The sequence below is a fragment of the Candidatus Eisenbacteria bacterium genome (assembly GCA_016867715.1).
Classification (GTDB): domain Bacteria; phylum Orphanbacterota; class Orphanbacteria; order Orphanbacterales; family Orphanbacteraceae; genus VGIW01.
The window spans coordinates 1-23,728 of sequence record VGIW01000048.1 but is presented as its reverse complement, the minus strand read 5'-3'; the positions used below and the strand labels follow the sequence as shown (position 1 = coordinate 23,728).

Sequence of the window (23,728 nt, the reverse complement as noted above, 5' to 3'; positions counted from 1 at the left end):
GCGCGCTTCTCGAAGCGGGAGATGAAGAACCTGATCGAGAGGCGCGGCGGCTATTGGAACGGCTACACCTGGATCGACCAAACGACCTACTTCGAAACGCTGCCGAAAGAGCATCTCGATCTCGCGCTCACGCTCGAATCGGAACGGATGGCGCGGAGCCGGATCGATCCGGCCGAGTTCGAGTCGGAGCGGACTGTGATCGTCTCGGAGCTTCACGGCGGGGAGAACGACCCGGAGACGCTTCTCGACCGCGAGGTGACGGCGGCCGCTTTCCAGACGCACGGCTATCGCTGGCCGACGGTCGGCTGGGAAACGGACGTTCGGAGGATCACGAGGAACGAGATGGTCGCCTTCTACCGGGCGAACTACGTCCCGGCGAACGCGACGCTCGTCATCGCCGGCGATTTCGATCCGGTCGAAGCGATGCGGAAGGTGCGGCGCCTCTTCGGGAAGATCCCGAAAGGGAAGCCTCCCGCGAGAACGCGGACGCCCGAGGGGCCGCAGCGGGGAGAGAGACGGGTCGCGATCGATGGGGAGGGGAAGACGTCGTATCTCCAGGTCGTCCACAAGGCCCTTCCGGTGGAAGACGACGAGGCGGTCGTTCTTGTCGTGCTCGACGCAGTGCTCGGCGGTGCGAAGGGGATCAACCTCTGGAGCTTCGACAGCGAGGCGAGGCGGAGCTCGCCCCTCTACGACCGCCTCGTCCGTTCGGGTCTCGCGGCCGAGGCGCGGTCGTTCTATCTCCCGACGCGCGATCCGTTTCTTCACGCGATTGGGCTCACCGCGCGCGAGGGCGTTTCGGTGCGGGCGCTCGAGGAAAAGCTTCTCGCGTTGCTCGATGAGATTGCCGAGAGGAAGCGGTCCGACCGCGAGCTTCGCAAGGCGAAGAACCAGCTCCGCGCGGCCGCGGTCTTCCAGAGCGACTCGGTGACCGAGCTCGCGCATCAGATCGGGTACTTCCGCACGATCGGGGGGAGCGCGTTCTTCGAGAAGTTCCTCGAGCGCGTGGAGAAGGTGACGGCGGGAGACGTGCGGGATCTCGCGGCGCGTCTCTTCCGTCCGGCGAACCGGACGGTCGGAGCGTACACGGCCCGAGCGGCGGGAAGAGGGGGGCGCCGGTGACGAGCGCAAGGTACGATCTCCCGAACGGGATGCGCCTCATCGTGCGGCGGAACACGATCTCCCCGTCGGCGACGTTTCGCTTCTGTCTCCAGACCGGATCGGTGCACGACCCTGCGGGGAAGGAAGGGCTCGCCCTTGCTGTCGGACAGATGCTCGACGAGGGGACGCGCACGCGGACCGGCAAGGAGATCGCCGAGCGGATCGACTTCCTCGGCGCGGAAACCGACGTCGCCGTGGACAAGCACTCGACGATCCTCATCGCTTCGGTCCTCAAGGAACATCTCGGAGAGGTGCTCGCGCTGGCTGCGGAGAGCGTGCTCGAACCTTCCTTCCCGCGGAAAGAGCTCGAACGGGTGAAAGGGGAGATGCTCGTCGGGATCCGCGAGGAGGAGCACGACACGCGCGCGGTCGCGATGAAAGCTCTCGTCCGCCTTCTCTATCCTCCGCGGCATCCGTATCGGCGGAGCGGCGGCGGAACGCGCGCGAGCGTTCTCTCGCTTGAGCGGGCCGACCTCGTTCGCTTTCATCGCGCCCGGTTCCATCCGCGCGGGTCGATCCTCGTCGTCGTCGGAGACGTGAGGCCGGAAGACGTCCGGCGGTTCGCCGCGCGCCTCTTCGGGAAGTGGACGAAGGACGGCGACCCGGGACCGCCGCCGGTCCCCGACCCGCCTCTCCCGCGCGGGCCGAAATCGCGGACGCTCTTCGTTCCCGAGAAGACGCAGTGCGACATCGCGCTCGGATTTCTCGGAATTCGGCGGACCGACCCGGATTTTCCCCGCGTCGCGGTGATGAACCAGATCCTCGGCGCGTTCGGGCTCGGGGGGCGTCTCGGGAACCGGATCCGCGAGAAGGAGGGGTTCGCGTACGGCGTGCGAAGCACGGTGGCCGCATCGGTCGGTGCGGGGCCGCTCGTCGTGCACGCGGGCGTTCGCCCCGACCACGTCGCCCCCGCGATCCGCATCATGCGTGAAGAGTTCGAGAGGATGCGAAGAGAGCGAGTCCGCGCCTCCGAGCTTCAGGAGACGAAAGACTTCCTCATCGGGAGCCTTCCTCTTCGTCTCGAGACGAACGACGGAACGGCGTCGTTCCTTCTCGCGGAGGAGTACTACGGCCTCGGCCCGAACTATCTGGAGCGCTATCGGCGCGAGATCGCCGCGGTGACGAGGGACGACGTCCGCGCCGCCGCCCGCCGCCTTCTCCGCACCGACTCGATCCGCTTCGCGGTCGCCGGGCCTCCGCTCCCGAGAGAAGCGGCGCGCGTCTTACAACTAGACGGATACTCGTCGAAGCGTTAATATCCGGGACGTAGGTTTGCTCTTATCGGGTGGGGGAGAGATCCGGGCTCATGGGGGGCGCGGTCTCTCCCCGGAAGGTTCCGGAGAAATGCCGATCTTTCCGACGCTTCCTTCGATTCGCTTCGGCGAGTGGGCAAGGACCTCCATAGGACCACGACGTGTGGTTCAAGGAGGTTCTCTATGCTCACTCGTGTCGATCCTCTCGCGGAGCTGATCCGAAGCGGCGAGGAGGAGGAGGTCGCCCGGCGTCTTCTGCCGATCGCGCGGAAGATGGCGCGCGCCGTTCTCGGTCTCGCCGATCCCGACCTCGTCGCGACCGCTGCGAACGACGCCGTTCTCGCCGCGTGCCGGAACGGCCGCCGCTTCGAGGGGCGGAGCCGGGCCACCACGTGGCTCTACGCGATCACCCGCCGCGCCGCTCTTCGCTGCATGTCGAAAGAGAACGGCTGGAAATCGTGGGAGGAGATCGGCGGAAACGGCAACCCTGCCGCCTCTCACGCCCTCGCTTCCGCGACGAGCCCCATCGCTCGCACTCTTGCGCAGGAACATCTGTGCACCGCGGTTCCGAATGAGGAGTGGCGGCGCATCTGGCTTCTTCGGAACGATCCGAAGAAGCGGCTCTCGCAGGAGGAGGTCGCGCGTCTCACCGGCTACACCCCCGGGTCGGTCGCGGCGATTCTGAGCAAGGTGAGGAAGCGGATCGAGAAAGCCGGAGAGGCGGACCTCGAAGTGTGATCTGTTAAGAAACGCGCGGCACGTCCTCTCTCATGAGACGGTGAGTGAAGAACGCGAGCCGATTTCGACCGAGAAGACGAAACCACTCTTCCTCGAGAGAAGGGATCTTCATGAGCTGGGACGATGCGCTGAGGTGCCTGAACGAGGTCCGTCTTCCCGCACGACGCCTCGATCCGGAGGAAGGGCGAACGAAGTGGGAGCGGTGGAACCTTGAGCGGATCCGGGAGCGCCGACTGCTCTTCGTCGATGTAGGGACGCACGGCGGGGTCGAGGAATTCCGGATCCTCCCGGGCCGGAAGAGCGAGGCCGATGTGCTCGACAAGGACGCTCGGATCCGCCACCTCCTCCTCCGCGTCCGGACGCCGGAGAGCGCGGGCCGCTTTCTCTTCGGACAGGATGAGCGCCACCTCTTCGTTCTCGCTCTCCCTGAGGGGTGCGTCCGCACGATTCGCGACGCCTTCGAGATCCTGAAGCCGGAGGTTGCGCGCCGCGTGGAGCGAGCCGGCGGGCGCGTCCTCCGGCAGGGGGAGTGGTTCTTCGTCCCCGTGGGCGAGCCGAATGGCGAAGGGAACGCGCTCCGACTCTTCCGGCACGACCTCGGGAGCGGGCACGTCGCCGAGGAGGTGCTCTCGGTCCGTCCTCCGGAGGGCGAAGCGCGTGTCTATGCCCGCGGAGCGATCCGCCATCGCGATCACAAGACCCTTTGCCTCCGCACCTGGCACCGGGTTCTCCCGAATCAGGAAGACCGGGAATGGGACGAACCCTCGGGACGGCGCACGCGTCTCCGCATCGGCTATCAGGATTAGGAGATGGAAACGGTGTCCGACACCGGTTCGGACGAGTGGAACGTCAAGAGTTCTGGTCCGGAGGAAGGGGGTACCGGCCTTCGAGAGGTTGACGGGTCGAACAACGTGTGATAATCTTCCGGCAAGCGCGATTCCTCCGCGCCGGAACCACTCGAGGCCCGCACGATGCAAGGACCGATCGATTTCCGCTCCGAGTTTCTCTCTCGCGGGAAGCGCCTCACGGCCGTGGCCGAGTTCCTTCGATCGCTTCGCCCGTGGGATCCGGACGGACCGGACGAACCGAGCCGAGAGGAGCCGGAGGAAGAGGCGCGAGGGGATTCGTAGGTCGGTCGATCCGGGGAGGAGATCCTCATGACGACCGGGGAGGGGATTCCGAGGACCGAGGTTCCGGAGGACTCGGGCCGGGGCCTCTCGCCCCCGCTCGCGTCCACGCCTTCCGACGATCCCCCCCGACAACTTTCGTTCCCGACCCCCAACGGATGTCGGAGCGGCGCAAGTGACCGGGAGTGTGCGTCTTCCCTCTCTCGCGGCGCCTCTTCTTTCAAGAAAAGTTGGATTTCTCGCGGCCGTTCGCGGAGAGCGCCTGCCGAGCCCTCGCTCCATCGCTCACGCCGACAAGCGAGTTCGCGTTTCGAAAGCTTTCTCCCTGAATCGGCACGAAGCTTGATGGTGTCCGATCCTCAGGGCGGGATTGGTTCTCGCACCCGTACTTCCTTCCGATGGGGAGCGTGGGTTTCCGGTGCCGAAAGACCGGAAACCGGCGGGGAGTAGGTCGGCCGTGAGGAGGAGGAATCCGTGATGCGGCACTTTCGGGCGCTCGCGCACACGCGGCTTGCGAGCCTTTTCATCATCCTGCCTCTTCTCGTCGTTCTCGTCACGCTCTGTTGCAGCGACAAGAACCCTCAACAGCCCGACGACGGGGACCCTCCGCCTCCGCCCCCCCTCGTCCCTCTCGACACGACAAGCGTGGCGGTGGACACATCCGAGATCGGCGCCTCGAGTGTTCGTGTCCTTTCCGCCTGGGACGAGGAAAAGATCATCTCCGCATCCCAAGGGGCGGACCTGTCGGTCTCCGAAGAAGGAGCCCAACTCCTTTTCGCGCTCGATTCCTCGAACAAGCTTCGGGGCCTTGCTCTCTCGATTCCCGGCGTTCACGGAAAGGCAAGCGGCGAAGAGATCCGTTTCGGCGCCCGGTCGACCGCCCTCTCTCTCCTCATGATGAGTCCGGGCATTCTGACGGTGGATCCTTCCGAGGCCAGGGCCAGGATCACCGAGCTCTCGTCCCTTCCGGAGTTCGGAACCTTCGAGAGCGCTCTGAGGACCAGGCTCCGTTCGCAAGCCCTCTCCGATGTGGTCCAGGACCCGGAGGTGGACAGCCTCGGAGCCGCGGTTCTGCGCGCGTGGCTTACCGAAGACACCACCCGCGCCCGGAAGCTCGGGATCCTGGCTCCGGCCGTCGGCGGCTTCTCCGTCGAGGTGACGAATACTCAGAACCGTGCGAACACGCGGATGCTCCTTACGAACAGCGCCTGGCGGTTCGTGAACGTCTATCGAAGAGAGCTTCAGTGGGGGGGAGCGGAGAAGCAGGTCGTCCCGGTGGCCGACGGGCTGAACAGCGTGATGGGAGCGAGACCATTTAGCTGGGTTTCGCTCTTCACGAGTACTCTAAACACGCCTACAACCAGACAGGACACCGTCGACTTCACGGCATCGCGGAACGTCGGATCCGCTCAGTATTGGATTACTGGGCCGGGCTTCGGGGCGTCCGCGACACTTCCGCCAACAGTATCCAGCGACAACTTGGATGCCTGGGGAATGTCGCTTACGTATTATGCCGTCTTCCCAATCATCGATCTCATTCTAGGGACTTCGAATCTTCTCGGCAGAGCCGCGGACGTTGCGTACGCCTGGTCGACCGCGCGCGCTGCAACTCCAGACGTTCGGTTACTGATCGACTCCGATCCGCTCGGGCTTCCAACAGCAGCTGTGAATAGCATCATCCGAATCTCGACTTTGCTGGCCGGCGCGCTAAAGGTGGGTGGTGGGCTTGGACTTTCCGCTGCTGCGTGGACTTTTGTCTGGTATATCCTTGTCATCATTGGGCTTCTACCGGCCGCCTTCAACGTCGGCTTCATGGCTGGGAACTGGCTCTTTCTGCCAAGCGCCGCTCTTATCCAAGTCGCAAGCCCATTCCCGAACACACCGCCCGTGGCTTCCTTCGTGATCGAGCCGCAGTCCGGCCCGCCGAGCACCGTCTTCCAATTCGACGCCTCGGCATCGAGCGACGCGGAGACACCCTGGGCGAACCTTCGGGTCCGTTGGGATTGGGAGGACAACGGGTCGTGGGACACGGAGTACGCGACCACGAAGACCGCCACTCACAGTTACAGCACGGAGGGACAGAAGGTCATTCGGCTTCAAGTTGCGGACGACGGAGGCCTCATCGGTTCGACCCTCCGGACCGTGACCGTGACTCCGGCGCAGGATGCGACCCCGCCCGCTGCGGTGACGAACCTAGCAGTCGATTCTCCGACGAACACGAGCCTGACGTTGAGGTGGACGGCCCCCGGGGACGACTCGTTGACAGGGACTGCCTCGCAGTACGACATCCGGTATGCGACGAGTTCGGGGACCTCATGGGCGTCGATGACGCAGGTGACCGGGGAGCCGGCCCCGCGCGCGGCGGGCTCTTCCGAAAGCTTTACGGTGACCGGGCTCTCGCCGAACACCCTCTACTACTTCCGCCTCAAGACCGCCGACGAGGCCCTGAACTGGTCCGGACTCTCGAACCAGGCGAGCGGGAGAACGAGCCCGGCGGGGAACACCCCCCCCACCGCCTGCTTCACGCCGACGCCGAACTCCGGGACCACCAGCACCGACTTTCAGTTCGACGCCTCGTGCTCTTCGGACAACGAGGATCCTCTCTCGTCGCTTCAGGTCCGCTGGGACTGGGAGAACGACGGGGTGTGGGACCACCCGCCGGGGGGCGGATACACGACGACCAAGACCGCGAGCCACCGGTACGGGACGACCGGAACGAAAACGATCCGACTCGAGGTGAGGGACACGGGAGGACTCACGAACCAAACGACGCGGAATGTGACGGTGTCGGCGGGGAACACCCCCCCCACCGCCTGCTTCACGCCGACGCCGAACTCCGGGACGACGAGCACCGACTTCCAGTTCAATGCTTCCTGCTCTTCGGACAACGAGGATCCTCTCTCGTCGCTTCAGGTCCGCTGGGACTGGGAGAACGACGGGGTGTGGGACCACCCGCCGGGGGGCGGATACACGACGGAGAAGACCGCGAGCCACCGGTACGGGACGACCGGAACGAAGACGATCCGACTCGAGGTGAGGGACACGGGAGGACTCACGAACCAAACGACGCGGAATGTGGTCGTGGAGGATGACCCTCGTCCGCCGGACATGGTTCTCATCCCCGCCGGCACATTCACGATGGGGAGCGATCCGGACGAGGGCTGGTTCATGGAGCGGCCGGAGCACTATCCGTACATCAGCGCGTTCTGGATCGGGAAGTACGAGGTGACAAACGCGGAGTACGCGGCGGCGTTGAACTGGGCGATCGCGAATGGAAGGGCCTACTGGGACGGGTTCGATGTCGTGCAATCCTCGACGAACAGCACGAGGTACCTACACGTCGACTACTACCGCCGTCGGATTGATTGGTCCGGGTCAGATTTCGTGGTTGAATCCGACTACGAGGACCACCCGGTGGTGATGGTGACGTGGTACGGGTCCGCGGCGTTCTGCAACTGGAGGAGCGAGCAGGAGGAGAGGACCCCTTGTTACAACACGACCACGTGGGAATGCAATTTCAGCGCGAACGGGTATCGTTTGCCGACGGAGGCGGAGTGGGAGAAGGCGGCGAGGGGACCTTCAGATGAGAGGACATATCCGTGGGGAGAGGAGGAGCCGGACTGCAGCCGAGTGAATGCGGGCATCGAGACAGGCTCGGACATCTGGTGTGTTGGTGAAACTGCCCCAGTGGGGTCGTACCCGACCGGCCGGTCCCCGTACGGCCTCTACAACATGGCGGGGAACGTGTGGGAATGGTGCAATGACTGGTACAGTCCCACTTATTACAGCGTTTCGCCGAGCACGGATCCGCGGGGACCTTCGACCGACCGGGGCCGGTCAGCGCGAGGTGGTGGGTATCCGGACGATGCAGACCGCCTACGGTGCTCGGCTCGAGGCCCGGCTTATACCCCCCCAGACCTGCTGGATGGAATGGGTAATTTGGGCTTTCGCTGCGTCCGCAGTGAGTGAGGTTTCTGGATTCTGGTTTGCTGGATTCTGTATTCTGAACCGGGGGTCCAGGGGGCGAAGCCCCCTGGCGATTTCCGGGGACGCCATACTGATTCCCTCGCAATCCCGGAGGTGCGATCCGGAGTCTTCTCCCGCCCAAGCGTTGTCGGGAGTTCCGATGCCGAGAAGAGCGAAGTGAGCGCGTCGTCGCTTCAGGGATCGACTTTCGAGGAGGGATCGGCATCCTGCTGCTACGGAGAACCGTTCTCGCGGGGCTTGTTCTTCCGGCCGCCTGCGCGCTCTTCGCCTGCGCGACGATTCGGAGCCGTTTGGAGCCGGTCTCGGTCCCGGTCGGGAACTACGTGTATGTCGCGCGCGACGGCGAGGGGAAGATCGCGGCGTTCGGCCACCTTGTCATCGAAGGGCAGGCGGGCGATACCCTGAGCGGCAGCTTGTGGGTGATGCCGCCGATGGACCGAATGAACGAGGAGCCGCCGGACAAGCAGACCCAAGTATGCCTTCACCTCCCCGCAGTCGGCACTTTTCATGGGAGGATCAAGGGCCGGCGGATCTTGATCGCAGACGGTTTTCTCTGGGCCCCCTGGCAGGTGCTCGTTTCGCCGTCCCTCCGCGCGGGTCGGGCATCGATCACGGGGGCCGCATGAACAGACTGCAGTCGCTCATCGCGTCCCCCGGGAGATGCCTCTGTCCCTACGTCGAGGTCGCCGCTTGCCGAATCCAGGCTTGGAAGAACCGATCGGTGATCACGAACGAGCCGTCCTCCCGGTCGATGATGTCGCGCTGCAAGAGCGCCTCGGCCGCGCGCTGCGCGTTGGAGGCCGATCCCAAGCGGTGGCTGCGCACGAACGCGGAGCCGAACGGCCGTACCCCGTGGGGCTCCGCCGCGAGCCCGAGGAGGAACCGCCGCTGGTTCGGGGCGAGCGATTCCCAGAGGGCGGTGTAGGCATAACTCTCCCGCTCGAGCAGGAGGCCGAACGCCTTCTCGATGGTGGAATCCTCCACGCGGCCGCGCGGCGCGCACAGCTCCCAAACCGCATGACAAAGATGCTGCGTGTAGAAGGGGTGCCCTCCGGTGATCGTGCAGATTCTCCGGATCTGTTCCGAGCCGATGCGCTTCCCCGATCGTTGGAACCGGCTTCGCACGAAGGGGATCCAGTAGCGGGTCGCGATCGGACCGAGCGGGTAGTGGGTGCCGGACCGATAGAGCGGACGGTTCTGGTCGAGGAACATGCGCTGGATCAGATGCTTTCGACTCCCGAGGAAGAAGTAGGCGACGTGCCGGTGATCCTGGATGGTACTGCGGAGAGTCCGCTCGACCGTGTCGCCCCCGTATTCGAGGATGCGCTGGAACTCGTCGAAGACGAGGACGACCTGCGTCTTCCTCCGCCGCGCGATCTCCTCAGGAGCCGCGAGCACGTCCTTGAGGGCGGCGGCCCCGATCCGGGATCCCCGCACGCCGAAGGAGAGCTGCGGCCGGCCCTCCGGATCGAGAGTGACCGAGGGGGCGAGCCCCCCGAAGAAACGCCGTGCGGCCTCCAGGAGGCGGTCCGCGGTCGACGCGAGGCTTCCGGAGACGGCGGCTGCAAGGGCCGCGGCGAACGACTCCTCCCCCTCCGTCGGCCAGAGGTCGACGTACGCTCCGATCTGCTTCCGTCGATCGAGGCTCTGGAGCATCCGAAGGGCGAGCGAGGTCTTCCCCATGCGTCGCTCGGCGTAGAGGAAGAGCCGCCCTCCCTCCTCGGCGGCGCGGGCGAGATCGGCGAGCTCCTTCTTCCGGTCGCAGAACGCCTCCCGCCCCACGATGCCGCCGTATCGAAAAGGATTCGTCACGATTACGCACCCCGCGTTACGCATGTTGCGTAATCGGAGGCCCCCCTGTCAAGGCCGTTTCGGGGAGGGGGGAGAGCCGTCTCCGGTCCGAGATCCGGAAGTCGAAAGAAGCGCCGCGCGCGGAGCACCGATTCTTCCGGCTCGTATTCGATCCGGTCGAAACTTTACACACCTCATGAGCTCTTGTAGGCTCCCTTCAAGCCCGGAGCGAACCCCTGCCCGGAGGTGCCGATGTCTCCCTCTCGACTTCCGCGCTGGATCCCTTGGACTCTCCTCGCGTTCACCGCGCTCGCTCTCCTCCTCTTGCGCGACCGCGCGCTCCGCGAGAAGCGGATGGACGACGCCGGTCGGCCCGCGCTCGCCGTCGAGATCGCCTCGCCGGCGGGGGAGGTGAAGGCGCTCCGGTCGATCGACGTCCTCTTCACCGAGACGATGGTCCCGCTCGGTGCGCGCGCCAAGGCGAAGGCGAACGTTCCGCTCGCGATCGATCCGCCGATCGAGGGGAGCTTCTCGTGGATCGGGAGCCGCGCGCTCACCTTCGTCCCGCGCGCGGAGGTGCCGGAGGGGACGAAGCTCACCTGCCGCATCCCCGCGCGGACTCGATCGATCGAGGGACACGTTCTCCCGAACGATCACGTCTGGGAGATCACGGTCGGCCGCCCGCAGCTTCTCGCGAGCGTCCCGTGGAAGTGGAACGATCGCATCGCCCCGGACGCGACGATCCATCTTCTCTTCTCTCTCCCTCCGGGGAAGGGAGCCGAGCACGCGGTCCATCTCGAAGGTCCTTCGGGGCCGGTCGCGCTCCGGCGGGTCGTCCCCGATTCCGCGGATGCCCGGGCGATCCTGTGGCGTGCTCGCGGCAAGGGATCCCCCGACCGGATCCTCGCCCTTCGGCCGAAGAAAGCGCTCGAGCCGGGGGCTTCCCACACTCTCCGGATCGAGCCCGCGATCCCCTTCGCCGGGTCTCGGCTCCGGCTGCCCGATCCGATCTCGTTCCTCTTCTCGACCTTCGGCCCCCCCGGCTTTTTGTCCGTCGAGGCCTCCTTGTGGGAGATCGCTCTCTCGCTCAAAGGGCCGGTCGATCCGGACACGCTGCAACAATACCTTTCGATCGATCCTCCGATCCGCGATCTCCGCTTCGAAACGCGGACCGGAACCTCGTTCGATCTGAAGGGGAGGATCCGCCCCGGGGAGACCTATCGGTTTCGTCTCCGTGCCGGACTCCCCTCGCTCCTCGGCGAGACACTCGCGGAGGAAGATCGGGCCGAGGCCACGGCTCCGCACGCATCGGCCCATCTCAAGATCTTTCCTTCCTCCGGATATCTCCCGCGCGCGGAGAACCTCAAGATCCGCATCGAGGGAACGAACGTCGATTCGGTCGAGATTTCGGGGGCGTGGGTCGGCCCGCGTGATCTCCCCACCCGCCTCTCTCGTCGATGGGGAGAGGGGCGCGCGGTTCCTCTTCCTCGAATCACGACCTGGCTTGAACCCCGCGAGCATCCGGACAGCGCGCTCTCTCTTCTCTTCCCCTTGTCGAAACTCGGGAGCCCTCCGCGCGGGTCGCGTGCGTTTCAGGTTCGGGTCCGTGCCCGCCCTCTCTTCCCGGACCCTTGGAGGGAGGTCCTCACCGACGAGGTGTTCCTGCAAGCGACCGATCTCGGTCTCTCCGCCGTCCTCGGCGAAGAGAGCGGCCTTGCCTGGGTCACGCGTCTTTCCGATGGGATGCCGGTCCCCGGCGCAGAGGTGCGCTGGCTTTCTCCGAAAGACGGAGAGACGCTCTGGAGCGGATCGACCGGAAAGGACGGTCTTGCGATCGGGCCGGGTTACCGCGGTCTCCCTCTCGATCCCCGCGCGCCGATCGTCGCCGAGGCGAGGGTCGCCGACGATGCGGTCCGGCTCCTCGTTCCCGAGCACGGGGTCCGGTGGAGAGAGCCGCGCGGGAGGCCGTCGGAGGGGCGTCGTACCGCCCACATCGAGACCGATCGGCCGATCTATCGTCCCGGCGAGACGGTGCGCTGGTCGGTCTTCGTCCGAAGGAGCGCTCCCGAGGGGATCGCGCCGAGCGATCTCGGCGCGGTCGGCTACGCGATCGGGTGCGCCCAAACGCGCGAGACCCTCGATTGCGGATCGATCGATCTCGCCCCGCCCGGAAACGGAGCGGGCTCGTACGATCTCCCGCAAAGCGCGGCGCCCGGAAGGTATCTCCTGCTTCTCACCGACGGGGCGGACGGGGGGGGGAACCGGATCGCGGAGCGTTCCTTCACCGTCGAGGAATACCGGCTTCCCCGCTTCGAGGCGCGCCTCACGGCCCCTTCCGAGCCGGCAGCGTCCGGATCCACCGTGGAGATCGAGGGACGCTTCACCTATCTCGGCGGAGGTCCCCTCGCGGAGGCTCCGGTCGTATGGACGCTCCAGCGATCCTCTCTGTGGGATCGACCGGAAGGATTCGACGGTTTCTCTTTCCGCGACGAGCGTCCGCGCGGGAAGCCGGTCGCGGAGCGTTACGGATCGACGATCCGCATCGCGTCGGGAGAGGGGCGGCTCGATTCCGACGGACGGATTCGCCTCCCGATCGTCCCTTCTCTCGAAGGTCTGGGACAGGATCAGCGCTACGTGCTCGAGATGGGGGCGAAGGATCTCGCCGATCGTTCGGCCTACGACGCGGTCGCCTTCCCGGTCCACCGGGCGTCGCTTCGCGCCGGCGTCCGTGCGGCGCGAGCCGAGCCGCCCGCCGATTCGGTGGTCGTGTTCTCCGCGATCGCTCTCGACCTCGCCGGAAAGCCGAAGAGCGGGGTCCCCCTCCGCTGGGCGGTCGAGAAGAGGGAGTGGAAGACGGTCCGCGTGCGCCGGATCGGCGGGACGTTCGGGTACGAGAACGTGCCGCGCGATACGATCCTTCTCTCGGGAACCGCTTCGTCGATGCTTGAGCCCTATACCTTCCGCTGGGTTCCGCCCGGTCCGGGGGCGTACTCGTTCCTCGTCGAAGCCGTCGATTCGCGGGGCCGCGCGACGAGCGCCCGGGCCGACATCCACACCTCGGGTTCCGAGGCGGCCCCCTGGTATCGCGACGACGGGCGGTGGCTCACCCTCAAGGCCGACCGATCCGACTACGCGCCGGAGGATACGGCCCGCGTCCTCGTGCCCGCACCGGCCGTCCCGACGGAAGGTCTCCTTCTGGTTCTCGACGAGGGGATCCGCTCGGTGCGTCGCCTCGAACAGGTGGAAGGATCGCCTCTCATTCCGGTTCCGCTTTCCGGATTCGTGCCGCCGGGGCCGCATGTCCGGATGATCCTCGTCGGGCCGACGGTCGTTCCGGAGGGGAACACGATCGTCCCGCGCCTCCCCTATCACGGTTCCGGGGTCGTGCCCCTTCCGATCCGGCTCGATCCGTGGCGGCTCGGCGTCGAGGTGACGCCGGAGAGGGAGGTGTACGAGCCGGGCGCGGAGGTCGCTCTCCGGATCGATCTTCGCGATGCGGCGGGGCGCACCGTGCCCGGCGCGGTCACCGTCGCGGTCGTTGACGATGCGATCTTTCAGCTTGTCGAGAATGCGCGCGTCGATCCGCTCACGTCGATCTTTCCGTTCCGGGAGTCGGGATCCGACTATGCCGACGTCCGCCACTCTCTCCGCGCCCCGGTCACGGAGGAGAAGGGGGCGTCGACGCCGGGAGGGGACGGCTTCGCGGAAGGTCCCGGATTCCGGCGCCGCTTCGTCCCGACCGTCTTCTGGGAAGCGCATCGGCCGGTCGGCCCGGACGGGAGGGTCGTCGTCCGCTTCCCGCTCGCGGATGATCTCACGCGTTTTCGCGTGCGCGTCGTCGCCTCCTCCGCCGTCGATCGCTTCGGAACGGGAGAGGCAACCTTCGATGTCCGCAAGAAGCTTCAGATCGAATGGGGTTCGCCCCGCTTCGCGCGGGAAGGGGACCGGGTCGCGATCGCCGCGGTCGTGCGCGGGGAGGGGGAGCGCGCGATCGATGTTCGTCTCGACGCCGAGGCGGAAGGGGCGCAGATCGAGGGGGAGGCGGTGCGGAGGCTCCAAGTGAAGCCGAAGCGCGGCGCACGGACCGTCTTTCGCCTGGACGAGATCGGGGAAGATCCGATCGTCCTTCGGCTCCGCGCGTCGGCCGGTGCGCTCTCCGATGCGGTGGAGATCTCGATCCCCGTCGATCACCCGCTTGTCTGGGAGCGCGCGTTCCAGGGAGGTCGCGTCGATCGCGCGGTGCAGGCGCCGGTCGAGGCGCCGAGCGGCGTGCTCCCGGATCGCGGAGGTCTCACCACCGTCGTCACGCCGACGGTTCTCGCCGGCATGGAGGACGCGCTTCGATACGCGATCGACTATCCCTACGGATGTCTCGAGCAGCTCGCGAGCGTCCTTCTCGGAATCGCCGCGGAGAAGCGGATCGAACGCCATCTTGGGGTTGCGCCGACGGCGCCGGAGGACGAGCGAGAGAGAAGAGCCCGCGCGGCGATCGAGACGATCCGGCTCTGCGCGGAAAGCTCGTGGAGGATTCACGCGTGGCCGTCGGATGAGTCGTCGGAGGCGAGCGACTACACCGTGGGCTACGCGCTTCTCGCTCTCGCCCGCGCGCGCGAGGTCGGCATCGAGGTTCCGGGAAAGCTCATCGGTCGCTTGGCCGAGGAGGCGATGGAGAGGCTGGAATCGATGAAGAGAGGATCGTACGACGAGATCCGGCGTCTCCTTCGAGAAGGTCCCTGGCTTCTCTATTGTCTCTCGGAGGCGGAGAGGCTCCTCGATGCGAACAAGACGCTCGTCCCCGCGCAGGATGTGGACGCGCTTCTTTCGCGCCGGGAGGAGGCTCCTCTCGAATCGCGAATCGTTCTTGGTCTTGCTCTTGCGAACCTCGGCGCGCGAAGAGGCGCCTCGAGCGCATGGCCCGCCGAATCGAAGTCGCTCGTCCGCGAGATCCGCGAGCGAAACGTCCAGCGGACCGGTCGAAACGCCTGGGTTTCGGGAGGCGGATCCCTTTGGGGGGATGGGATCGGTGGGGACGAGAGGACGACCGCTCTCTTCCTCCGTCTCTTCGCGGCGACCGATCCGACGAACGACGAGATCCCCCGTCTCGTCGAGTGGCTCCTCTCCTCCCGCCGCCCGAAGAGCGGCGTGTGGACGAACAACCACGTGACCGCACTCACGCTCGATCTTCTCGCCTCGACCTCGACCGTGATCGAACCGCCCCTCTCGACGGTCGAGGGAACGTGCACGATCGGAAGCGAGGAGGAGAAGTTCCGTCTGGAGCCGGGCGGACCGCCGAGTTGTGCGCGCACGACCCCGATTCGCCATCTCGTCGGTCCCGGCGGCGAGGGCGTTCCCACCGCGCTTCGCATCGAGACCGACGGAACGCGCGCGGTGTACTTCACCTCCACGCTGGAGACCGCGCGCTCCGCTCTCGATCATCCGGCGCTCGAGGAGGGGCTCATCGTGGAGCGGAGGTACGTGGACACGGAGGGTCGCCCGCTCGGTTCCACGATCCCTCTCGGGAGACCGCTCTTCGTGCACCTCGCGGTCGTCGTCTCGCGCGATGCGCGGAACCTCGTTCTCGAAGACCCGCTCCCCGCGGGAATCGAGGCGGTGAACCTCCGCTTCCGGAACGCGCCGCGTGTTTCGCTCGCGGAGGAGCCGGAGAAGGAGGATCGGTCGATTCTCCCGGTCGTTCATCGGGAGATTCGCGACCGGAGCGTGCGGCTCTTCGCGGAGGACGTCCGGACCGGGATCTACCACGTGTACTACCCGGCGATCGCGGTCGCGGGCGGGACCTTCCGGGTGCCGGGAGCGCGCGCGGAGTTTCTTTATAGTCCGGAGATTTATGCGATGAGCGCGGGGGAGACCCTTCATGTCAAAGAGGATCGCCGATGAAGAAAAGGAGGATCTTTCGGACCGCTCTCGTCGTTCTCTCGGCGATCGCTTGTTCCGCTCTTCTCCCGAGGATCGTGCCGCTCCCCGCGTGGTGCTCTCGCGCCTCGCCGACCGTTCTTCGGATCGACGACCGGGAAGGAGGCCTTCTCGCGGCGCGCTCTCTCTCGGCGGAGACGATTCGAGAGAGAGTCTCTCTCGATGGGATCGACCCCGTTCTCGTTCGTGCAACGCTCGCGGCGGAGGATCGCCGCTTCTTCCGCCATCCGGGAATCGATCCGATCGCTCTCTCGCGCGCGCTCTGGGGATCGATCGTTCATCGGCGCCCGATCGGCGGCGCTTCGACGATCACGATGCAGCTCGTCCGCTTCTCGCGGGGCCGGCCGGTCGGGTTCGTGGATCGTCTCCGCGAGGTCGCCTGGAGCCTCGTCGTCGAGGCGCATCTTTCGAAACGAGAGATTCTCGAAGAGTACCTCACCCGCGCCCCGTACGGAGGGACGATCGCGGGGGTCGCGGCCGCCTCGCGACGCTGGTTCGGGAAGAGTCCGGCCGTCCTCGCTCCCGCCGAGGCGGCGCTGCTCGCCGCGCTTCCGCGCGCGCCGGGACGATGCCATCCGGTCCTTCACCCTTCCGAGGCGATCGCGGCCCGGAACGAGATCCTGAGGCGTATGGGACGGCTCGGATGGATCGAGGGGGAGACGCTCGAAGCGGCCTTGAAGAGCGATCTCGGGCTCGTTCGCACGGACGCAGCGTCCCCTTCGCATCTCGCGGAGTGGCTGGCTCGCTCGCTCGGAGGCCCCTACGGATCCATCGTCGAGGTTCGGACATCGATCGATCCTTCGGCGCAAGCGGCCGCCGAGAGGGCGGTGCGAGAGGGATGCGCGCGCCTACGGGAGCGGGGCGTCGCGGGGGGCGCGGTCGTCGTCCTCGATTCGAGGAGCGGGGAGGTTCTCGCGATGGTCGGCTCTCCCGACTTCTCCTCACCCGACGCGGGCCAGGTGAACGCGGCTCTCGCGCCGCGCCAGCCGGGGAGCGCGGTGAAGCCGTTCGTGTACGCCGCGGCGTTCGCGGGAGCGCTTCGTCCCTCAACGATCCTCGCCGACGTGCCGGTCGCGTACGGCGACCCGACCGGATCGTTCGCGCCGCGGAACTACGCCGAGACGTTCCAGGGACCCGTCTCCGCACGCCTTGCGCTCGCGAACTCGTGGAACGTTCCCTCCGTCGAGGTCGCCTGGGGAGCAGGGGTCGAGGAGGCGGGGCGCGTCTTCCATGCGGTCGGCCTCGGGAAGACCGATCCTCTTCGCGTCGGCCTCGGGATCACGCTCGGCGTCGGCGAGGCCACGCTTCTCGATCTGGCGGGTGCCTACGCGACGCTCGCGCGCGGGGGGCGGTGGATCGAGCCGCACGCGATGCGGGCCGTGCGGGGTGCAGGGGGCGTTTGGGCGGAGGCGGAGCCGGCCCGTTCGCGCGAGGCCCTCGACCCGATCGCCGCCGCATGGGTGAACGAGATCCTCTCCGACCCGGCGGCGCGAGGAGCGGCGTTCGAGCGAGGAGGACCTCTCGAGTTCCCGGGTCCCGTCGCCGCGAAGACCGGGACGAGCGCGAGGTGGCGGGATGCGTGGGCGGTTCTCTACACGACGCGCCATACGGTCGCCGTCTGGATGGGGAATCCAGACGGACGGCCGACCGATCGCGTGACCGGCGCGGAAGGACCGGGAACGGTCGCGCGCGAGGTTCTTCTCGCGCTGGAAGGAAACGTTCCTCCGCCCCCCTTTCCCGTGCCGCCCGGAATCGAGAGGAGGAATGTCTGTCCTCTCTCGGGGCGCGCGGCCGGAGGGGACTGTCCGCAGGTGAGCGGGGAGCCGTTCCGAGAGGACGATCCGCCTCTCGAGGAGTGCGAGGTTCATGTCGTTCGCACGATCGACACGGAGACGAGGCTCCTCGCGCGCACGTGCACGCCCCCCGAGCGGCGCGCGCGGCGCCTCTTCGCTCGGCTCCCCGCTCGCTTCGCTTTCTGGCAGGCGGATCTCGGGCTCGAGGGGCCTCCGACGTCGGCGACGGTCTGCCTTTGCGGATCACCGACGTGCACGATTGAAGATCGATTGGTTGCGATGGCAAGCGAAAGCGCGCCGCCCTTCCGGATCGTCCGGCCGCTCGACGGAAGCTGGTACCTCCTCGACCCGACGCTCGCGCCGGGACAGCAGGAGATCGCGCTCGAAGCGGAAGCCCCGCCGGAGCTCGAGGTCGAGTGGCGGATCGACGGCGAGACGATCGGGACGACCCGAGGGACGCACCGTCGGTTCTGGCCCGCACGTCCCGGATCCCACCACATCGAGGCCCTCCTCGCAGGCGGCGTTCCCCGCGCCTCGACCCGAATCCTCGTCGCGGCGGGGGAGGAGAGCCCGCCGGAGGCCGGATTCTGAAGGAACAAAGAGTGCGTCGCGCACGAAGAGAGAACACGCGAAGAGAAGCCGGTCTTCGGGAGCGCGTATGGAGGAGAGACGATCACGCGCTTGACACTTCGAACGATTCCTGATAATCTACCCCCACATCCGGTTCGCCGGCACCACGAACAACCCGAGACCGGGCCGATGAAACGGAATTCTGGGGGAATTCTGGGGACGCCATACTGAATCCAGGCTGTTGTCGCTTGCACACCGCGGGCGGTCGGCCGTGGGCGAGAAGGGGAACCTGAAACTGAGCATGGTGTCCCCGGGTCTTCACACAGTCTGTGAGCAGAAGTGGGGTCGTATGTCATTCTCCGGAGGTTGTCCCCGATGCAACGGAGGCAGCGTGGAAGGGGGACACGGCGGTGTGGCTTAGCCGCTGTTCTCCTCTTCCTCGTGTGTGTGCTCGCTGGGAGCGCCTCTTCGAGCTTCCTCGGCACGAGTCTTGATTCCTTGACATCAGATGCCGACTTCATCGTGCTCGGAAAGACTGTGGCGGTCGCTAACATCGAAGGAGTACCTGTCGCCCACATCAAGGTTCTCAAGACTCTCAAAGGTCTTGAGTTTCCCGAGCTCTTCTACCTCGCACGGACCACGTGGACGTGTGACATCAGCGGTGCGCAGTTGGGTGAGAAAGCACTCTTCTTCTTCGCGCGCTACCAGTACGACCCGAACGCCGGCTATGCGCATTCCCCGCCCGATTCACTCGCGTTGATATTACCCGGTGGAGACACCGTGACTGTTCGAGACCCCCTCGCCCCGCCCGTGGGGCACCCTATCGACTTCAAGGAACCCTTGGGCTTCAAGGAGAAGATCCGGGCAATCTTAGGAGACTCTCCGTTCCTCCGAATTGCCCATTCAGGCCGTGGGCGAATGCCTGTCCAGGTGATCGACCGCACTGAATACGTGGACGTATTCGACGGCGTTTGGCTCCCCAAGAAAGTACGCACCATACGTCCTCGTAGTTGGAAGGACCCTGACGGCCGGTTGGTTCCGCTCGGTGTCATCCTCAAGATGATAGAGAAACAGCTGAGAGCGGGTCCCGGGGGCAACAACCCGCTCTCGGACTCGGACGAATTGTGCGAATTCTGGTGGAATTCTGGGGAATCCTGGGGACACCATACTGAATCCAGGCTGTAGTCGCTTGGACACTGCGGGCGGTCGATGGCGTCCCCGGGTTTCTCGACACCGACTGTTGAGGTAGCATCGAAGCCCCGGTTTCTTCTTTCCGATGGGAATTGCGGACGCCATACTAAACTCAACCCGAGGGGATCATGCGAGCATGAGCACGACCAAGTCTTCATCATTTCGTTGGGAGATTCTCATCGCCGTTCTCCTTCTCTCGTGCGGTTCTTGTGCTTCGGGTCCTGGTGGCCGACCCGGCCCAAGAATGCAGGCGCCCCCCAGCGCCGAGTACGAGATGCAGATCACGATCGATCCGGCCCGGAGGATCCTCTCGGGAGAGGCCCGGTTCCACTTCCGTTACCTCGAGTTCGCAGAAGGCGGCGCGCCCCTTGCTCTGGATCCGGCGTTCCGCGTGACCGAGTCGGGCCTCGGCGAGTCGGGTCTTTCCCGGACCGGGCGCATGGATCCCGACTTCCGGGTTAGGTGGGAGGGCTGGCCTCTCAGTGTCTCGCCGGAGGGCAGCCGTTTCACGCACATCAGCCAGGACCATCTTCTGTTTGATCCTTTCTTCCTCTGGTATCCCGCCGTGGTCGATACCAGCATCACTGCATGGGGGAAGGTTTCGATCTCCCACCCCGAGAACTTTCAGCTCGTAACCGATGGGACTCTTCTCGCGAAAGATCGGAAGTTCGGCTTCCGGAAATCCACATACTCGTTCGGTGGTCTGAACGATCGACCGCGGGTCTTGATTCTGTCCCGCTATAGGGCTCGGGAGGATTCCTGCGGTTCCACGCGGATCCGTTGTGTGCTGAATCCCGCCCATCAGGAGGCACAGGACAGGATCCTCCGTTTGGTTCGGAAGACCCTCCCTGAGATCGAACGGCTCTGCGGCCCATATCGCTTTCCAGAATTGACGGTCGTCGAGGCTCCTCAGGTTCTTCGCGCCGGTTACAGTCTCGGGCACGAGTACTTGGGACTTGGATTCAAAGGGCTCATCCTGATTCCCTCCTCGGAGATCGAGGGGACGCTCGACGAGGGTCTCCTCTGCCACGAGATCGCCCACGAGTGGTGGGGTGCCCTTGTGGGGAAGAACATGCAGAAACGATCCGGTGGCCTTTGGATCGTCGAGGCGATGGCGGAGTACGCGAGCCTGCAATACAAAGCCACGGTGTTCGGGCCGGAGGAAAAGCGCCGCGAACTTGCCGAGTGGGCGCGCCAGACCCGTTGGGTGATTGACAAGTACGGGGATGAAGCCCTTGCTCGTTTGGGGACCGACACGTCGCCCCCTGAACGGCTCGCGCTCGTCTATTCGAAGGGACCGTATGTGGTCGAAATGATGGCGGCACGGATCGGACACGAACATTTCGCGACAGTGGTTCAGACGCTCGTGAAAGAGTGGGAGGGTACGAGACCGACCGTCGACGATTTCGAGCGGGACCTGGGGAAGATCACGGGGGAAAGGTGGAAGCCCTTTTTCGACGCCTGGGTACGCCAACCGGGACTGCCCAGGATAGCTGTTCGCTACGCGGCGGAGAGGAATCGAGACGGGTCTTGGGCGCTCCTCGTTCAGTGTGATCAAGAGGAACCGTTTTTCGACGTGCGTTTGCCGATTCGTGTGATCGCGGGCAGCAGGCAAATGGATCTTGCCGTGGAGCTTCGCGGCGCTCGGGGAAGGGCGACGGCGGACCTACCCGAGGAACCGACCGCTCTCTTTGTAAACCCGGACTACGAAGTACTCTTGGGCGCCATGGAGGTCGCCCGAGTGAGCGCCGTTGAGCTTGACTCTCCCACGCGCAGATGAGAAGAGGCGATCCCTTCGGGGGGGCTTCAGGGTCGCCACGCTGAATCCAACACATGCCTGTTCGCATGCGCGGAAGGTCGCACGCGGACCGACCGCGCAGAGAGCATGCAACCGGGCATGGGGTCGCCGGGCGACCCGCCGGAATCCTGAATCTGCCTGTTACCTCTGCGTCCTGGCGTAGGCGATCGCGCGAGCGACGAGGCTCTCGGCGAAGTTGGCGAACGTCAACTCCTCGCATGGTTCCGAGAATGCCCCGGTTCGCTGCGCATCGCTCGGTGAAAGAAGGAGACTCGCCGCGTCGTACAGTCGTTCGCGCACCATCTTCGTCAGAAGGATCTCATACCGCTTGGCGTAGGAAGCTTCCTGAAACTCTTTGAAGACCGGGAAATGAGGCTCGGCCACGGACACCGGCCGTCTGGATCCGGTCGTGTCCTCGAGCAACATCACGTATCCCAGCCACGGTCTTGGCGACCCACGAAAGGCCCCTTCTCGGAAAGCGGCCCAGTAATCCGTTGCGTTTCCTAGCGCTTCTTCCGTTCGGTTGTTGTAGTTGTTTCCGAACGATGGACCGACCTGGGCCTTGAATTCAACCGTTGCGAGGAGGCGCTCTTCGATCACTACGACGAGATCCCATTTCTTCTCTGCTCGGTAGTATCCGGGTAGCTCCACCCTGGTGCGTCGATGCACAGCCGTGTCGCTGATACCCGCGTCGACAATGAGATCCTGGATCAAATCGGCGAAGCCATCAAGGTGGGCGCCACCTGTGACCGCGGACCTGGCTCCCCGATCTCGATCTCCCGACTTCGCGCCTTGGGATCCGGCCTGCCGAGCTCTAGTTCGCCAGAAGCGGCGGACAGCATTCCGGATCCCCTTCACAAGATCGTCGTGACTTGCCGCCATCGCGTTCCGCTACTCCTTGTGAACTCCGATCTCAACCGCGGAGAAAAGCCCGGAGGTCTCGTTTCGGATACGCCGTTCAGCCATTGCGAAGTAGTGCTCATCGATTTCACACCCGATGCTATGACGGCCGCAGCGCGCTGCTGCCACGTTCGTAGTCCCCGTACCCATGAAGGGATCAAGCACGGTATCGCCAACGAAGCTGAACATTCGGATCAGCCGCTCAGCCAGCTCAGCGGGATAGGGTGCCGGATGTTCACGCGTAGAAGCCCCTGTCAATCCAGTCCAGATCTGCTGAAACCATCGCTGATAGTCCTCTGTGGAGATCACGCTGAGGACGCGCTCCGCAAGCGACGGCCTCCGGTAGCCCCCGGGCTTCCTCTCCATGAGGATGAACTCGATGTCGTTCTTGATCACTGCGTTGGGTTCGTAGGGTTTTCCGAGGAAGCCGGCTCCGCCATTCTCGACCTCGTAGGCGGCGTTGGCGATCTTGTACCAGATAATCGGGGCAAGGTTGTCGAAACCGATACGTCGGCAATGCTCCTGGATTGAGGCGTGGAGGGGCACCACGGTGTGTCGGCCGTCGTTCTTCCGTCGTGAGAGGCAAACATCTCCGACAACGCAGATGAGCCGCCCACCGGCGACCAGAGCGTTGAAGCAGTGCCTCCAAACCCGGTCGAGCTCCGCGAGGAACATGTCGTAGTCGGAGACATAGCCGAGCTGACCGTCCGTTCGACGGTACTCTTTGAGGGTCCAGTACGGAGGCGACGTCAAGACGAGGTGAACGGAATTGGGGGCGAGGTCGCCGAGCGAGCGCGCGTCCCGCAAGTACAGCTGATGGGTCGTCGGGACGGAACGCACCGCATGACTGATCAGACTCATCAGGCGCGCGTCTTTCGCGATTGCCGGGATAGCGGTCTGTGGATTTGCGAGCGACCGCACTTCCTCAGGAACCCAGTTCCTCAGATCGTGGTCTTGTTCGCGAGCGGCTGTTCTTGCGCGAGCCTTCTTCAATTCAAGAAGCCTCCACGACGAATTCCGGCCTCTGAGCCAGCTCACCAGGGTGTTCCTGTTCCGGCGGCTTCACTGTCGTAGCCCCGAGCATCATCCTCTCGCGGCGATTGACCCGACAGGGCTCATGTCTGACCAGGCTTGGGCTGCCGGAGAAGGAGAGGCATCCGGAGAGGTTCTCCGGCGAAATGGGGAAGAGGGATGTCACACTCTCCCGCCGGGGCCCGCGCCTCACCGGCAGAATCATACGGGGTTCGGCCGCCGGAGATCAAGATCGACGGAACCAGGGATGGACGAACAGTGTTGAGGCTCGACCGGCCTTCCACGATTGACCGCCCGCCTTCTTCGGCGAACAGCTAGAAGTTCCGTAGCCAGGCGCCGACACCCGCCAGAATTGGCCCCCATGCCTCCCTCTCCCCGATCCTTGACAGGGGGGGGCGGGGTCCGCTATATTGCCGAGCTTGAGGTCGAGGCCAGCCGTAAGGGATCCGGATCGAG

14 protein-coding genes are annotated in these 23,728 nt (G+C 65.4%); 11 read left to right on the top strand and 3 right to left on the bottom strand.

Features of this window, described 5'->3' with window-relative positions:
* From FJY73_09235 to FJY73_09205, 7 genes are all read left to right on the top strand, one after another.
* On the top strand, positions 1-1,122 hold a 1,122-nt coding region (locus FJY73_09235), incomplete at its 5' end, for an insulinase family protein (protein ID MBM3320843.1).
* Positions 1,119-2,417, top strand: coding sequence for an insulinase family protein (locus FJY73_09230; GenBank protein ID MBM3320842.1), 1,299 nt, complete (start codon positions 1,119-1,121; stop codon positions 2,415-2,417). The genes FJY73_09235 and FJY73_09230, both read left to right, overlap by 4 nt.
* A gap of 180 nt (positions 2,418-2,597) precedes the next feature.
* Positions 2,598-3,152 (top strand): sigma-70 family RNA polymerase sigma factor, encoded by a 555-nt coding sequence (locus FJY73_09225; protein ID MBM3320841.1) that lies wholly within the window; start codon positions 2,598-2,600, stop codon positions 3,150-3,152.
* A gap of 110 nt (positions 3,153-3,262) precedes the next feature.
* Positions 3,263-3,958, top strand: coding sequence for a hypothetical protein (locus FJY73_09220; GenBank protein MBM3320840.1), 696 nt, complete (start codon positions 3,263-3,265; stop codon positions 3,956-3,958).
* A 165-nt stretch (positions 3,959-4,123) separates the two neighbouring features.
* A complete protein-coding gene (locus FJY73_09215; protein ID MBM3320839.1) occupies positions 4,124-4,282 on the top strand; it encodes a hypothetical protein in 159 nt (52 codons plus the stop codon).
* Positions 4,283-4,756: 474 nt separating this feature from the next.
* Positions 4,757-8,248: an SUMF1/EgtB/PvdO family nonheme iron enzyme gene (locus FJY73_09210; protein MBM3320838.1), complete on the top strand. Its 3,492-nt coding sequence runs from the start codon at positions 4,757-4,759 to the stop codon at positions 8,246-8,248.
* Between the two features lie 308 nt (positions 8,249-8,556).
* Positions 8,557-8,892: a hypothetical protein gene (locus tag FJY73_09205; GenBank protein MBM3320837.1), complete on the top strand. Its 336-nt coding sequence runs from the start codon at positions 8,557-8,559 to the stop codon at positions 8,890-8,892.
* Between the two features lie 46 nt (positions 8,893-8,938).
* Here the strand turns inward: FJY73_09205 and FJY73_09200 are convergent, their stop codons facing one another.
* On the bottom strand, positions 8,939-10,102 hold the full coding sequence (locus tag FJY73_09200) for an ATP-binding protein (GenBank protein ID MBM3320836.1): 1,164 nt from the start codon (positions 10,100-10,102) through the stop codon (positions 8,939-8,941).
* Between the two features lie 207 nt (positions 10,103-10,309).
* Between FJY73_09200 and FJY73_09195 the strand changes: the two genes are divergently transcribed.
* The 4 genes from FJY73_09195 (at position 10,310) to FJY73_09180 (ending at position 21,322) form a co-directional block, all read left to right on the top strand.
* The gene (locus FJY73_09195) at positions 10,310-15,952 is read left to right on the top strand and encodes a hypothetical protein (protein ID MBM3320835.1); all 5,643 of its coding nucleotides are present in this window, start codon (positions 10,310-10,312) and stop codon (positions 15,950-15,952) included.
* Positions 15,949-18,372 (top strand): transglycosylase domain-containing protein, encoded by a 2,424-nt coding sequence (locus tag FJY73_09190; protein MBM3320834.1) that lies wholly within the window; start codon positions 15,949-15,951, stop codon positions 18,370-18,372. The genes FJY73_09195 and FJY73_09190 overlap by 4 nt, the downstream gene beginning before the upstream one ends.
* 354 nt (positions 18,373-18,726) lie before the next feature.
* Complete coding sequence (locus FJY73_09185) at positions 18,727-19,536, top strand: hypothetical protein (GenBank protein MBM3320833.1); 810 nt, start codon at positions 18,727-18,729, stop codon at positions 19,534-19,536.
* Positions 19,537-19,981: 445 nt separating this feature from the next.
* The gene (locus FJY73_09180; GenBank protein MBM3320832.1) at positions 19,982-21,322 is read left to right on the top strand and encodes a hypothetical protein; all 1,341 of its coding nucleotides are present in this window, start codon (positions 19,982-19,984) and stop codon (positions 21,320-21,322) included.
* 159 nt (positions 21,323-21,481) lie between these two features.
* On the opposite strand, the gene FJY73_09175 is transcribed toward FJY73_09180, so the two are convergent.
* Positions 21,482-22,222, bottom strand: a complete 741-nt coding sequence (locus FJY73_09175) for a restriction endonuclease (GenBank protein ID MBM3320831.1) — start codon at positions 22,220-22,222, stop codon at positions 21,482-21,484.
* 9 nt (positions 22,223-22,231) lie between these two features.
* Positions 22,232-23,101 (bottom strand): site-specific DNA-methyltransferase, encoded by an 870-nt coding sequence (locus FJY73_09170; GenBank protein ID MBM3320830.1) that lies wholly within the window; start codon positions 23,099-23,101, stop codon positions 22,232-22,234.
* Between the last annotated feature and the right edge of the window lie 627 nt (positions 23,102-23,728).